The 14,762-nt window shown below is 33.6% G+C and carries 15 protein-coding genes; 7 read left to right on the forward strand and 8 right to left on the reverse strand.

What is annotated here, in order from left to right:
• Nucleotides 1–14 precede the first annotated feature (14 nt).
• The gene (locus tag BK137_RS00135) at nucleotides 15–581 is read right to left on the reverse strand and encodes a helix-turn-helix domain-containing protein (RefSeq protein WP_038189780.1); all 567 of its coding nucleotides are present in this window, start codon (nucleotides 579–581) and stop codon (nucleotides 15–17) included.
• A 170-nt stretch (nucleotides 582–751) separates the two neighbouring features.
• Here BK137_RS00135 and BK137_RS00140 point away from each other — a divergent pair, with 170 nt between their 5' ends.
• Both BK137_RS00140 and BK137_RS00145 read left to right on the forward strand, forming a co-directional pair.
• Nucleotides 752–1,717, forward strand: a complete 966-nt coding sequence (locus tag BK137_RS00140) for a DMT family transporter (RefSeq protein WP_038189782.1) — start codon at nucleotides 752–754, stop codon at nucleotides 1,715–1,717.
• A 390-nt stretch (nucleotides 1,718–2,107) separates the two neighbouring features.
• Entirely contained in the window at nucleotides 2,108–2,878 is a 771-nt protein-coding gene (locus BK137_RS00145) for a glucosaminidase domain-containing protein (RefSeq protein ID WP_038189784.1), read from the forward strand.
• A 54-nt stretch (nucleotides 2,879–2,932) separates the two neighbouring features.
• Here BK137_RS00145 and BK137_RS00150 read toward each other — a convergent pair whose 3' ends face one another.
• Nucleotides 2,933–3,127 carry a hypothetical protein gene (locus BK137_RS00150; RefSeq protein WP_038189787.1) on the reverse strand — a complete coding sequence of 65 codons (195 nt, stop codon included), beginning with the start codon at nucleotides 3,125–3,127 and terminating at the stop codon, nucleotides 2,933–2,935.
• Nucleotides 3,128–3,334: 207 nt separating this feature from the next.
• Here BK137_RS00150 and BK137_RS00155 point away from each other — a divergent pair, with 207 nt between their 5' ends.
• Together BK137_RS00155 and BK137_RS00160 are read left to right on the forward strand one after the other, a co-directional pair.
• Entirely contained in the window at nucleotides 3,335–5,029 is a 1,695-nt protein-coding gene (locus tag BK137_RS00155) for a methyl-accepting chemotaxis protein (RefSeq protein WP_268746472.1), read from the forward strand.
• A 245-nt stretch (nucleotides 5,030–5,274) separates the two neighbouring features.
• Nucleotides 5,275–6,225, forward strand: coding sequence for an MBL fold metallo-hydrolase (locus BK137_RS00160; RefSeq protein WP_038189792.1), 951 nt, complete (start codon nucleotides 5,275–5,277; stop codon nucleotides 6,223–6,225).
• A gap of 133 nt (nucleotides 6,226–6,358) precedes the next feature.
• Here the strand turns inward: BK137_RS00160 and BK137_RS00165 are convergent, their stop codons facing one another.
• The 3 genes from BK137_RS00165 to BK137_RS00175 all read right to left on the reverse strand — a co-directional run bounded on the left by BK137_RS00165 (nucleotide 6,359) and on the right by BK137_RS00175 (nucleotide 8,752).
• Complete coding sequence (locus BK137_RS00165; protein ID WP_143690965.1) at nucleotides 6,359–6,685, reverse strand: hypothetical protein; 327 nt, start codon at nucleotides 6,683–6,685, stop codon at nucleotides 6,359–6,361.
• A 391-nt stretch (nucleotides 6,686–7,076) separates the two neighbouring features.
• Nucleotides 7,077–7,619: a ribonuclease FAU-1 family protein gene (locus BK137_RS00170; RefSeq protein ID WP_179078234.1), complete on the reverse strand. Its 543-nt coding sequence runs from the start codon at nucleotides 7,617–7,619 to the stop codon at nucleotides 7,077–7,079.
• A 29-nt stretch (nucleotides 7,620–7,648) separates the two neighbouring features.
• Nucleotides 7,649–8,752, reverse strand: a complete 1,104-nt coding sequence (locus BK137_RS00175; protein ID WP_051448832.1) for a diguanylate cyclase — start codon at nucleotides 8,750–8,752, stop codon at nucleotides 7,649–7,651.
• Between the two features lie 416 nt (nucleotides 8,753–9,168).
• Between BK137_RS00175 and BK137_RS00180 the strand changes: the two genes are divergently transcribed.
• Nucleotides 9,169–9,642, forward strand: a complete 474-nt coding sequence (locus BK137_RS00180) for a low molecular weight protein-tyrosine-phosphatase (RefSeq protein ID WP_038189797.1) — start codon at nucleotides 9,169–9,171, stop codon at nucleotides 9,640–9,642.
• Between the two features lie 151 nt (nucleotides 9,643–9,793).
• Complete coding sequence (locus BK137_RS00185; RefSeq protein ID WP_038189799.1) at nucleotides 9,794–10,615, forward strand: exonuclease domain-containing protein; 822 nt, start codon at nucleotides 9,794–9,796, stop codon at nucleotides 10,613–10,615.
• A 121-nt stretch (nucleotides 10,616–10,736) separates the two neighbouring features.
• Here BK137_RS00185 and BK137_RS00190 read toward each other — a convergent pair whose 3' ends face one another.
• Nucleotides 10,737–11,240, reverse strand: a complete 504-nt coding sequence (locus tag BK137_RS00190) for a GNAT family N-acetyltransferase (protein ID WP_038189801.1) — start codon at nucleotides 11,238–11,240, stop codon at nucleotides 10,737–10,739.
• Nucleotides 11,241–11,537: 297 nt separating this feature from the next.
• Nucleotides 11,538–13,289: an adenine deaminase gene (gene ade / locus BK137_RS00195; protein ID WP_038189803.1), complete on the reverse strand. Its 1,752-nt coding sequence runs from the start codon at nucleotides 13,287–13,289 to the stop codon at nucleotides 11,538–11,540.
• Between the two features lie 155 nt (nucleotides 13,290–13,444).
• Between ade and BK137_RS00200 the strand changes: the two genes are divergently transcribed.
• Nucleotides 13,445–13,939 carry a DUF1648 domain-containing protein gene (locus BK137_RS00200; protein WP_051448833.1) on the forward strand — a complete coding sequence of 165 codons (495 nt, stop codon included), beginning with the start codon at nucleotides 13,445–13,447 and terminating at the stop codon, nucleotides 13,937–13,939.
• Between the two features lie 53 nt (nucleotides 13,940–13,992).
• Here the strand turns inward: BK137_RS00200 and BK137_RS00205 are convergent, their stop codons facing one another.
• Complete coding sequence (locus tag BK137_RS00205) at nucleotides 13,993–14,727, reverse strand: SH3 domain-containing protein (RefSeq protein ID WP_038189805.1); 735 nt, start codon at nucleotides 14,725–14,727, stop codon at nucleotides 13,993–13,995.
• Nucleotides 14,728–14,762: the final 35 nt, after the last annotated feature.

Raw genomic sequence — 14,762 nt, forward strand, 5'->3', positions numbered from 1 at the left:
ATTATGTACATCAATCATTTATAATTTATCGCTAAATGGAGTACGGCCTGTTCATCTGTTAAGTTTGTGTAAGAGTGCTTTTCGCTCGCAACAAATTGAATTGAGTCAAACTTATTAAGTGTATAGGATGACTCTCCTATCGTTATTTCGACTTCTCCTGCCATAACCGTCGCAATTTCTATAGCTCCTGGATGATGGGCTTCAGGTTCATACTTACAACGAGGTTTTAAGTATGCACGATACATTTCCGTACTTCCTCTAACGTCATTAAATAAGGGCTCAATTACCCACTCTTGATCATTTCCAAATAATTTTGGTCCTTGTCCCGCACGTAAAATATTGATATTATTTTCCGGTTTTAATAGCGCCATTAAAGGTACTGAAAGACCATTCGCAACTTTCCATATCATTCCTAATGTAGGGTTTGTTTCACCACGTTCAATGTTACCTAGTGTTAATTTACTTACTCCTGTTTTAGCTGCCAAGTCCTCTAAACTTAATTTTTGTTCCTTTCTTAGTTCACGAAGTTTCGTTCCCACAAATTGAATCAATTGTTGTGTTTCATCCTTATTTGAACTCATATTTATTCACTCCTTTTATATTTATACTTAACTTTTTATAATATTTAATAAATTATAACATACCTTTTCGAGTCAAAATAAACTATATTACAGTATATTATACTTTACTTTATTTAGAAAAAGGTATAGTATTTATCACCGTGAAAGAATTTAAATTGAGGTGATAAATTATGAAAGCAGTAGTAGTTGGGATTTTGTCTTCCCTATTTTTTTCAGCTACATTTATAATAAATCGAGCAATGAATCTTGATGGAACAAGTTGGGCATGGACAGCTTCTTTACGATTTATATTGGCCATTCCATTCCTTCTTCTCATCGTAGCATTCAGAAAAAATTTAGGACAATTATTTCGTGAAATGAGAAAAAACCCTTTTCAATGGTTATTATGGGGAACACTCGGTGGAGTAGGTTTTTATTCATTATTAAGTTTTGCAGCCGTTTATGGTCCATCGTGGTTAACATCCGGTACTTGGCAAGTTACTATTTTAGCAGGTGCATTACTTTCTCCGTTGTTCTTTGTAACGGTACCTAACGTTGATGGAGATAAAAAAGTCCGACAAAAGATTCCTTTTAAAAGTTTACGTGTATCTGTCATTATATTAATTGGAGTAATTTTAATGCAAGTAAATCAAGCGGGGCATATAAGTGTTAAAGCATTTATTTTAGGGTTTATACCTGTTGTCATTGCCGCCTTTTTATATCCATTAGGCAATCGTAAAATGATGGAGATGTGTCAAGGAAGAATCGATACTTTCCAACGTACATTAGGAATGGCCATTAGTAGTTTACCAGTTGCTATTATATTTGGTATTTATGGAACTGTTACAGTTGGATTACCAACCGGCTCACAATTTGGACAAGCACTACTATTAGCTTTATCTTCCGGTGTGATTGCAAGTCTTCTTTTCTTCTTAGCTACAGATATGGCAAAAAACAATATGGGTCTACTTGCAGCTGTTGAATCAACGCAGGCTGGTGCAATGATTTTCACTGTTATAGGTGAAGTGATATTACTAAATGGATCTTTTCCGAAAGGTCTTTCATTGTTCGGCATGATTCTTGTAATAGTCGGAATGGTTGTAAATAGTTTAGCCAATGGCAAACAGAGAAGTATAAGTAAAAGAAAAATAGGATAGTGATTGAATCTCCTCTTCCATTATTTCAGTCTATCTATATTGATGTTTAATAGATTCAGTTATTAATGTTCAAGTTGGGTGCAGTTATTGGAAGAAAATAATACTAGTATTAGCGAGCGACTCTATTTAGAGTTGGTCGCTTTCTTTATGTTATCCATTCCAATCTCATTTGATAATAATGTTTACTTAAATCTAAAATGGGAAATGGAATTGAAATAAGGAACTATCTCACTTTCGAACACGTCCTATTAATTACATGCTCTATGGAAAGATATCTTTGCTTTCCTTTATCTAATTGCTTTACAATAGTTAGGAATAGTAAGACTTTAATATTTTTCGATAATATATGGAAGGAGGAAGGTTTTGCAGATTTGCAATACCATTAAATGAATGAAACTACTAGCAAAATTACTAACAGGTATGATCGTATTTTTCGCAATTATCGGCATAGGGATTTATGTACTAGTGCAGCAATTTGAAAATTCACGTAACGAAGCCAATACTTCTGAACAAGAATACGTTGAAGAAACAAAAAGTGTCGAAGAGTTTATCGGTTCCATTTCGGAAACTGCTCGGACACTTGCAGCAGAAAATGACCTATACGCTTCTGTAATGATTGCTCAAGCAACTTTAGAGAGCCAGTATGGACAAAGCGGCCTCGGTTCCTCGCCTAACAATAATTTATTTGGCATTAAGGGAAAATATAAAAACGACTCAGTGAAACTTGAAACGTCTGAAGATGATGGCAAAGGTAATATGACAACAGTAATGGCTGATTTCCGCAAATACCCTTCCTACGAAGAATCTTTGGAGGATTATGTACGTTTACTACGTAATGGTCTTTCTTGGAATAAAAAGTTTTACACAGGTGTTTTCAAAAGTAATACAAAATCCTTTAAAGATGCCACAAAGCATTTAACAGGATCTTACGCGACCGATTCAAAATATAACAAAAAACTAAACAAACTCATCGCTGAATATGACCTCACTCAATATGACAAACCAGTAAAAAATAAAACTACCATTAAAGTAGGAGACGGCGACTCACTGAATCATATTGCAGAAACCTATAATGTTAAAGTTACTTCCATAAAGCAATGGAATAAATTAAACACAGAAACTATTGAAGCTGGACAAAAGTTAGAAATTTTCCAATATTAAAAGAAGTTGATCCCGAATTATGTGGATCATCTTCTTTTTTCTTTACCCTATAAATTATTTAAGAAGACTTATTTTTAAAAATAACTCCATCTCATTATACTCTCTTGTAGAATTTACAAATATAAGCTCCTCTTCATGAGATTTGATTTCACCTAATTCCTTTAATAAAGCTAAACGCAAACTAATTACACTTTCAATATTCTCTATAGAAACCTTATAAATCTTGTAATCTCGCTTATTAATCAACATTAAATCACTTCATTTTATTTTTTAAAATTATCATATCCTCGTAATAGATGGTATATTCCATATGAGTAGTTACAATAGTTCAGGTAAAAAGATTCATAAACCGAAATAAATTAGGTGAAATTTATATCAATATTCCTTATAATATGTAAAGAGATGTAAGTTAAAAGTATTATAGTCAATTGTTTTCACTAAATACAATAGAAAGTAGTGATATTATTGAAGATAGGGAAAAAAATATTATTAGGATTTACGTTGATGGTTATTCTCATAGGTATCTCCTCGATTTTTACGGTAAAACATACTCGTGAAATTGATAAAAGTTTCGATGAATTGGTAGATAGACGATTTGTTCAAATTAGATTAGTGGATGATATTCAATATGAAATGGCTCTACAAGGGTCTTATTTACGTGGATATTTATTGCAAAAACATAGTAAATCTTTGGAATCATTACGAGATCATCAAGCCATTTTTGATGAAAAATTAGCCGAACTAGAAACAATGGTCCGATCTGATACGATGAAAGAATTAGTTGCAGATTCAATCGCTGCTAAACAAGAGTTTGATCGTTATACAAAAGAAACAATTTATGTACATCAAACCGGTAATGTCACTAAAGCAACCCAATTGATGAATGAACAAATACAGCCTATAAATGACAGAGTTTTAACCAATGCTGAAGATATGCTTACATACCAAAACGAACAATTAGAGAAAATTCAACTTGATGCAAAAGATAAAACAAGTTACGCAACTCTTTCGGCTATTATTAATTTCATAGTAAATCTAGTTGTTGCGACAATCATCTGTATCACTATTACACGAATGATTTCTACCCCTGTTCGTAGGTTAAATGAAGGAGTTAAGCTAATAGCAAAAGGCGATTTATCACAGCCTGAGATCACAATTCGCACTAAGGATGAACTTCGTGAACTAGCAGATTCCTTTAACGAAATGAAGCAGAATTTACGTAATTTAATACTTGCAACGAATAATAGTGCAGAACATTTATCTACTTCTGCAGCAGAATTATCGGCAAGTACAGAAGAAGTATCACAATCTTCAGAGAATGTTTCGACTAGCATTGAAACAACCTCTTTAAATGCTTCTATGTCATCGGCAGCTGCTAAAGAAAGTGTTATTGCTATGGACGAAACAGCTTCTGGAGTTCTACGTATTACTGAATCAACGCAAACTTTACACACAACCGCAATTGATACTCTGACTGTTGCAGAAGAAGGTCAGAATAAACTAATTGATGCAAAAGAACAAATGCAAAATATTTACGATGCAACTGTACTGGTAACAGAATTAACAAAACAACTCGGATTACAAACTGTGGAAATTGAAAATATTACAAAAGTAATAACAGGAATAACTGAGCAAACGAATTTACTAGCTTTAAACGCAGCGATTGAAGCCGCACGTGCTGGAGAACATGGTAAAGGCTTTGCTGTTGTAGCAGATGAGGTTCGAAAACTGGCAGAGGAATCAAAATTATCAGCCAACAAGATCGTTAACTTAACAGCCACTATTCAACGAGATACAAAAAATGTTGAAAATGGTGTCTCACAAGGATTGATGACTGTTGAAGAAGGTGTCAAGATTATTGAGCAAGCTGATGTTTCATTCCGCTCCATCACAGGTGCTGTACGTTCAATGACATCCCAAATTGAAGAAATTTCTGCCGCTTCTGAAGAAATTTCCGCAAGCGCCGAAGAAGTTGCAGCTTCAATATCAGAAATAGCAAACCATTCAGATGGTACTTCAGTTCAAATTGAGGCGGTATCTAGCTCAATCGAAGAGCAAGTAGCTTCAATGCAAGAAGTCCATAGCATTGCACAAGATTTAAATGCAAAATCGATATCACTTCAAAAAGAAATTCAGCAATTTAAGTTGTGATATTAGAGCCCATGGAAATCAAAATTTCCCATGGGCTTTTTTGATATTTGCTAATACTACATTAATAGCTTAAAGCCTTATACTCAAGCCCACTTTATTGTAATTTACATGAATACATACGTCTTAGTAGGCAAATTAAATGTTCCTATAACTCCCCTAATTCTTTAGCATCAATCTTTTCCTTTTACATTTTCTCTCAATCTATTTACACTTAATATAAACTACATATATTGGAGGCGAGTCTGATGGAAAAGATTGAACAGATTAGCGAAGGGTTATTTTGCATCGATACGTATGATTTAGGACGACCAAATCGGACGAGTTCTTATTTGTTAAAGGATAAAAAAATTGCATTAATCGAAACATCTGCAAGTCCTTCTGTACCTTATATCATGCAAGGACTTCAGGCGCTAGGCGTGGCTCCTGAAGATGTAGACTATTTGATATTGACACATATCCATTTAGATCATGCAGGTGGTGCTGGGTTATTTATGGAGAAATGCAAAAATGCAGAACTGATTGTGCATCCAAAAGGAGTACGTCATTTAGTAGATCCTAGTCGCCTCATTGCCAGTGCACAATCTGTTTACGGTGATCAATTTGATACTCTATTTGACCCTATTTTACCTGTAGAAGAAGCACGAATGCGGTCTGTTGAAGATGGAGATCAACTAGTACTCGGTGAAACAACTTTGACTTTCTATCATACAAAAGGTCATGCTAATCACCATATCTCTATCCATGATAGTAAGAGCAAGGGGATTTTTGTTGGAGATACTACTGGAGTATATTATCCGGAACTTTTGGAAGAAGACTTCGACTTAATCCTTCCTTCAACGTCACCAAATCAATTCGACCCTGATGCAATGGAGCAGTCAATTCAGTTATATGAAAAGCTTGCGCCAAGTCAGCTATACTTTGGCCATTATGGTGTTTACTATGAGCCTAATATGGCATATGAACAAGTTCGTTACTGGTTACCGATTTTCTTAGAAGAAGGTAAAAAAGCAATGGCGGCAAAAGAGGAGTTTTATGCGAGATCACGAGATTTAGAAAAACGTTTGAATGCAGTTGTAAATGATTATGTGTTACAACATGGTTTAATGCTTAATCACCCTGTTTTCAAAGTGATACCGCTAGATACGGCAGTTTCTGCTATGGGAATCATTGATTATTTGGTGAAATTAGAGGGATAAGATTATAAAAAGCAGGTTTGCAATTTTAGTTGCAGCCCTGCTTCTTTATTAGTTTATATTTGTTTACTTTTAGGCAGATGTTTTCTAGTATACTAATCTTCATTATTAAATATCTTTTGCTTAAGCTATTCATCTAAAACTCTACTTTATATTTCGCTATTTGTCTGCTTAATTCATCGAACCACTTTTTGTCATTAGTATCTAACGCTAATTCTTGTAGCGCTAGTAAATCTTGTAGTTGCAATTTGTCTTCGTCATTTAGTTTTAAATTTTCGAATTGAACAATGCGATCTTTTTGTTGTACACCATCAAAAAATTTAACAACTGCAGCTTTTCCCTCTGCATCAATAGATAAAATATAACCATCAAGATTTTGAGAAATCACCCATTTACCAATATCCTTTTTCATTAATTCCATCTGCATCATTCCTTTCACTAACTCGAATTTGTGTAGATTCATTTGCTGGCTTCTAGAAAATACAAAAAAATCCGCTTGCATGTACATGACTTCATATTCAGAATTTTTATCTTCTAAAATGATTTCAATAAGGCTAGCGGATAATTTTAGTTTTTAATATTACTATATTCTATCACTTAATTTCTGAATAGTAAATTAATTAATAGGAAATATAATTTTATATTTATGATGAATAAGAAAGAAATATACCTTTAAATTTTCTAAGAAGTTGTAGCTTTGAAACATAGAAAGAGCATGATTTAAAAAAAGAAGAATCAAAACATACCCTATCCTATTTACTAGGATTGTTCTTATAAAAAATATTGATCATTTTGTATTCGCTAATCAACTAATTCACCAGTTTTTGAAAGTTCAAATCAAAAAAACAAACGTTTTAATATTTTCTGTTGTTCAACACAGGAAGGAGTTCTTCATGTTTATAGAGATTCTCAGTTTCTGAAATAATTTGAGAAAGAAGCATATCAAGTGACTCTGTTAATGAGTTCAGAGTTTGTTGGACAGATCCATCTTCAAATTGATTTAACGGCTCAGGTAACTCATCTTCATCTAAAATAAAATAGTCTCCATTCGGAAGTACCAAAATATCAATAATCAAGTCTTCAAACGATACCAAATTATCTATCATATATGTATTTTTCACGATATTAAAATAGGAACCTATATAATTCCCTTTATTATCTCTCCATATATATAGATTATACGGACGATTTTTCCAGTAATATGCAATTGTATAACTACCTTTAGAAATGGTTAACTTTGTTTGGTTTGCTTTCATCGTGAAGGAATCCATTATTTCATGAAAAAGTACAAAATTTTGATTTTGAGCTTTTAACAGGATACAACTATACTCTACAACTGTAGAGTCATACCGTATTTTTCTTTCATTTACTTTATCCCCTCGTTGAATAGGTGACATAATTTTAGTTTCCACTCTCAATAAATACTCTATTCCGCACCTACAGTTATCGAAATGCGTTTAGTATGAACCTCTGATGCTTCGATTTGATCTCTCCCTTTTTCCTTTGCGATATACAAGTTCTGATCTGCTCGTTTCACTGCTTCTTGTAAATTCATACCTTTCTTCAATTCCGCAATACCAATAGAGACCGTTACATATGTTGATAAATCCTCATCAATATAAAATGGGGTAGTACGTATCTCTTTTTGAATTGCCTCAAGGTACTGAACAGCCTGATCAAAATTAGTATGTCCTTGGTATATGATAAATTCTTCGCCACCATATCTCCCAACCTTTACATACTCATTTTCATAGTTTTTAAATATGCTTCCAATCTCACTTAAAATTTGATCACCTACTACATGACCATATGTATCATTTAACTTCTTAAAATAATCAAGATCAACCATCGCTAAATAGTGATTTTCATTTGTTGCTTTTCTCTTTTCTTCTACAATTTCAAAGAACTTATTTCGATTTAATAACTTCGTTAATGAGTCATGCCAAGCTATAAATTCTAGTTGATTATTCAAATTGTATCGTTTTCGTTCCATCAAAACAAAATAATACAAAACAGATGCTGCTCCTAGCAATGAAGTATATCGTAAAAAAAATATGCTTTTAAATATTTCTAGGCCGTTTGGAATAATAAAAATAATAGGAAAATCTGAGATAAACCAACATGCCGTAAAAAGAAGAATCTTATCTAAATAACTACTAGAAAATTTGTTGTTTTTATAGACAGCTAATGTTAATAAGGTAGGACCAATCATACCAAATAAGATACCCGGTATAGTACCCACCCCCCCTATCAAAACACGCCAAACACATACAATCAATAAGATGGGAAGTGTCAATCTCCAATTACCAAAATAAGCTAAAAAAATTAACGGAATCATTCTTAAATCTACTCGATACCCCTCAAATTCGATTGGTAAATAAAACATTGTGATAACTGATGCTGAAACTGTCATAACGAGTAAAAAAAGATATAGCATATTCGGTAAGTGTTTTTTGTAATTATTAAGTGCCTGGATGATTAAATGCATTAATAAAATAATCGATAGATTCGATAAAATCGATTGAAGCATATTTACTACCCCTTTTATAAATAACTGCAAAAAAACGAATGCACAAATATTATTTTTAGCTAAATTAGGTGTTTATACGACACCATTATTCATATAAAAAATACTGATTCTTCAATAACAAAGCAATAATTTATTTGCATTTCGTTTCACTTTATTAATTAATTGATTTATTAAATACTCTTTTAAATAATTGATTTAACTTTTCAATCAACATTATTATGATACCATAACCCCCCTTCTAGCACACTATAAAATTAGTACCTTTGAACTATAATTAATTTAAGAACAATTATCACCTTTTTAACTAAAAATAAACTATAAACTTGTCTTCAATCCATAATCGTCGTAAAATTGATTATATAAGCCCATAAGCACTCGAAGTATCAAAAATATTCTTTCGTATAGGAGATATAGATATGATTAACGTTTTATTTGTCTGCCTCGGGAACATTTGCCGCTCACCTATGGCCGAAGCATTATTCCGAGACTTATTAAAGAAAGAAAACTTAGATGACAAAGTGACAGTTGATTCTGCAGCTACAGGATTATGGCATATTGGAGAACCTCCGCACGAAGGTACGCTTGCAATTTTAGAGAAAAATAATATTTCTTCTGCTGGTATGGCTGGTCGTCAATTGAAAAAAGAAGATTTTGAGCAATTTGAATATATAGTAGGTATGGATAATAGTAATATCATGAATATTTACGAAATGACGGGTCAACCTAATCATCCGAAAATCCTGCGTCTACTCGATCTAACAGATCATAAAAAAGATGTCCCTGACCCATATTTTACTGGCGACTTCCAGGAGACATATGACCTTGTTACTGAAGGTTGCCACGCATTACTTGAAAAGATTCGTAGTGAACATAATTTAACTTATTCATAAGAAAATCCCGCCAATATAGTAGTTGGCGGGATTTCATTTTCATTGCAATTTAACGAGAAAGATCATCCAGTATTATTACTGCACAGTACCCATTTTTTAAAAAATAATTGTTATAATAGATTAATATTTTTTCAACTTAGGAGGATTTCATATGGATTTTGTAGCCATTGATATTGAAACAGCCAACCAATGGCGCGATAGTATTTGTTCGATCGGATTAGTAAAAGTGGTGAACGGAGAAATCCAAGACACCCTATATACATATATCAATCCAGAACAACCATTTGATGAGTATCATACACATCAACATGGTTTAACAACTGAAATGGTACAACTTGCGCCGACCTTTAAAGAATTCTATCCAACATTATGTCGTTGGCTAAACAATCAATATGTTGTTGCGCATTATGTCAAATATGATGAAAATGTCATTCAAGAATCATGCGAGAGTATTCAACAACTTCCCCCTTATTGTCAATACGGATGTTCATTCGAATTAGCTCAAAAATCTTTTCCAGATTTACCAAATTATAAATTAACCTCTGTTGCATCTAATTTATCAATCCCATTATCTATGGAGAATGCTGACTTGATTGCTAGCATTGTACTTACAATTAGTAAGATGAAAAATATTCAACATATAAATAGCTTATTCAATCTTTCTATCGAGAATAGTCAAAATGTAACTTCAAGTATAAAGGGGCCTTTTTTCAAAGGAAAAACGGTTGTCTTTACTGGTGGCTTACAAGGCATGACTCGTTCCTCTGCTGCGCAAAAATTACGGCAAGTAGGGGGTATCTTTAGCAATGTAGTATCTAAACAGACCGATTATTTAGTCATTAGTCGCAATAGTATTGAACGCTCTGAGTCCGGTCATAAAAGTAGTAAATTTCTGAAAGCTGAACAACTAATTGCTACAGGACACTCGATTCAGCTTATGCATGAAGAACTTTTTATTGATAAATTGAAATAGAGTTTGGAATAAGCACTACTGTACAAATCCAATCTAACGAACGAGATATATGTTATTTTCCAGACATAAAAGAGCCAACATTAAAATGCTGGCTCTTAGCTTTTTGATTTTGTAAAATATTTCAGAAAAATCTCCAGAAGTAGCAGTATTCCGTTTCCTTATAGATTTCTGCTCCTGATTTTTCTAACACCCTATGCGATGCAATATTGTTTTTATCAGTATCTGCTATAACAAACTTAACCTCAGGCTGATTTAACAACCAACTTTTAATATTATTAACGGCTTCAGTCATATAGCCTTTTCCCTGATATTGAGGAAGAGTGTAATAACCAATAATTACTTCACCATCTTCATTTGGGCGACCTTTTAACATGATACCACCAACTGTACAGTTTTTATCTCTCGATATAATTAGCCAATTGGTGCACCATATATAATCTTGCTGATTCTCCATTACTTTTGATAGCCTGAATTTCAGAGCTAGTTTAAGCTCTTCATTCAAGAATTCATCTGATGCATTTAAAGATAACTTTATTTCTACTTCTCTTTGATTATGAATTAGTAACTTCAAGTTTTCTAGATTTAATGGTATTAGTTTTAGTCTTTCTGTATTTAATTCAACCATTCTTCCACTCCTATCATAATTTTCATGTCACTTATATTGACTCTAAAGCAAAATTATAAATAGGTATTTATTATTGGCAGCAGCCCCCAGTTTAATTATTTACTGTAGACAAACTCGAAAAAATCTAGATTTATCTATAGCTTTTTTATTTTAAATAAATATAAATATATAAGACCGTTGATTTCCGCTACGGTGGACGCTTTCCGCGGGCGTGCGCCAAGTCGCTTCGTTGCTACGCTCCAATCAACTACTCATGTAATAAAACAAATTATTATTCAAACTAGCTTTTTTGATAGTCTACTCTACTTCAACAGCAATGTGTTTGAAATTTACTACATCAAATAATCCGGTATCTGTTAGTTTTATGTCTGGTATTACAGGTAAGCTAATGAACGATAATGTCAGAAATAGATGAAAGTCTAAATCTGGATTGAGCTGTAATAATGCTTCATGCAATTCGTACAGTTGTTTTTTTGCAATAGGAGCTGGTTGATCTGTCATTAGCCCTGCAACTGGCAAAGGAAGAGCACTTAATATTTGTCCTTCTGCTACAACAACATAGCCCCCTTGCATATTCTGCAATGCTTCAACAGCAAGTAACATGTCCTCGTCATTTGTTCCTAGCACAAGTGCATTGTGAGAATCGTGAGCAACAGTAGTCGCAACAGCTCCCTTTCTAAGTCCAAAGCCATGTGTGATACCAAGACCAATATTCCCAAGTTGATGATGACGTTCAATAACAGCCAATTTCAACATATCATTTTCTACTGAGGGTATGAAAACACCATCTTCAACAGTAACATCAGCTATCAACTTCGTCGTCATAATCTGATTTGGTTGAATTTCAATAACATTCGCTTTTGAGCCTTTTATAAAAGGAATCGCCAGATCGGATTCAGTCAATGCGGGAATATTCACAGATTGCATAATAGCAGTTGGAACATAATTTTCTCTTTGCTTCTTTTGTAGTATCTGACCATGTTCGGCAACCTTTTTGCCATTTTTCCATACAGTTTTTGGCTCACAACTATTGAGATCTTCGAGTAGAATAAAGTCTGCAATAAATCCTTCCGCTAAAGCACCCTTATGTAGTAGTTGATAGCAATTGGCTGCATTAAGTGTGGCTAATTGGATTGCTTGTAGCGGTTCCATTCCCTCTTCAATTGCGAGTGCAATGTCATAATTAATACTCCCCTCTTGCATGAGTTCGTCAAGATGTTTATCATCTGTACAAAATAGGAAGCGATGTGCATTTGTCGGTGTTACTGCAGGTAGTATTGCACGAAGATTTTTGGCTGCAGAACCTTCACGAATGAGTACATACATACCTTGCTTCACACGATTTCTAGCCTCATCTGCCGTTACGCATTCATGATCGGTTTGAATACCAGCGGCACGATATCCTCGTATTTGCTGGGGGGATAATCCCGCACCATGGCCATCGATAATTCTCTTAGTAGATTCAGTTTGTTCAATTTTCGCAAGCATCTTTTCATTAGCTTCTAATACGGCTGGAAAATCCATAACTTCAGCTAAACCAAGTACATCTGGATGAGTTAAGAATGGCGCTAAATTCTTAGCTTCTAACACTGCTCCAGAATTTTCAAATGATGTTGAAGGGACACTCGATGGTAGCATTACATGAATATCCATCGCTGCATTTTCAGCATTATCTAACATGTATTGAATCCCATTTACCCCAGAGACGTTAGCAATTTCATGTGGATCTGTAATCACCGTCGTAATTCCATGTGGTAGTAAAATACGGCTAAATTCTGATGGCGTTAACATCGATGATTCAATATGGATATGACCGTCAATAAGGCCTGGAATAACATATCTTCCTTGCGCATCTTCTTCATGCTCTGCTTCAAATTGACCATCAGGATCAATTGCCACAATGTATTCTTCTGAAACAACAACATCAGCCATTCTCCATTGTAAGTTGAATACATCAGCTACCTGAGCATTTCGTAATATAAAATCAGCTTTCACTTTCTTCTGTGAACATAAAATTCTGCGTTGCCTACTAGTTATTTGGGGATTCATCAAGATACCTCCTAATTGTTCTGTAGTAACCTTTTTATATTTATACCATAAATATACTTGCAACAATAATTACTAATGTTAAAAATGGAGTATTTTAGTAATTATTATGAAACTTTCTCTTTCTTCGCTCGTAAACAAATAAAGGAGGTTATCACATGTTCAATCAACCTAAGTTAGTTATTCCCCGTTCTGCTGTGAGAACGACATTTGATATTTTGGCTATCGGAATATTTGTAGTAGCAATTATTTATGGAATTACACAATGGTCTAGTCTACCTTCTGAAGTTCCAACACATTATAATGCATTGGGTGTACCAGATGACTGGGGCCCGAGATGGATGTTCTTTTTACCACCAATTCTAGGAGTAGTATTATGGTTATTCTGTCATGTACTGGAGCAAAAACCACATTTGCATAACTATAGTACATTAACAGCTGACAATACAGAAAGGCTTTATAAGAATTCCATGTTACTATTAAATTTTGTGAAAAATGAAATTCTATTGTTTTTCGCCTTTAATATTTGGAATGATGTGCATATAGCTCGTGGTGGTGAAAGTTTACTTGGAGTCTATGAGATGCCACTTTTCCTTGCCATCCTATTTGGTACGATCATTTTCTTTGTCGTACGTTTTTTCAAGCTCAGATAATAGATTAAAAGCTCAAGCCACGCAAACGTGGCTTGAGCTTTTTTGTACATTCTTCACTTTGTATACTTCGCCAATTGGAATTTTTTCTTACCGTTTAGTTTCCACATAACAATACCTTTCCCAGGTGCAATGTAATAATGGGAATACGTATTATAGATATTGTGATCTATTCGAACTTTGACAACTTCATTAATAGAGCCCGCTGCAGTTTTAACTGACATATTTACATCTTGGATTTGAATCTCATCTTGCTCGTTTTTCCATTTTTTCCCTTTTGTTAATGGGTAGTTCAGTCGAAAACTTGTATGCCCTGTTGGGGATAAATAGGTGAAATGCTTGCTATTTTCCAAATAAGATGTTTCCACTCCATTTTTAGACTTTGCTTTAACACCTCCTTTTATTTTTACATAAGATTCGGTACTCTTTCCATAATAAATTTCTTCTTCATAATTTTTGTAAGTATACTTCCCTATTTTAGGTAGCAAATTCCCCGTCACTTTTTGTACAGCTTTTTTTGAGTTTAGATAGGTGGAAGAAACATAAGCTGTTCCTTTTTTATATTGAATTTTTGACCAGCCTTTTGATGTGCTAATCACTTTCACTTTCTCATTTTTCTTTAATTGACCCAATTTTTTTGAATTTGTTGTAGCTTTCATACGAATGTTTAATACATCTGCTTGTACATATTGTGTCATTAAACTCGTTTTTGCTTCTATCTTCGGCTGGTTAATGAAACTCACACTACTAATTAAGATTACAATAACAAGTATATATCTATATCGCTTCATTTTGGACACTCCTCCTATTTAGATCAAAAACCTAT

Source organism: Viridibacillus arenosi (assembly GCF_001955655.1).
In the GTDB taxonomy this organism is placed as follows: domain Bacteria; phylum Bacillota; class Bacilli; order Bacillales_A; family Planococcaceae; genus Viridibacillus; species Viridibacillus arenosi.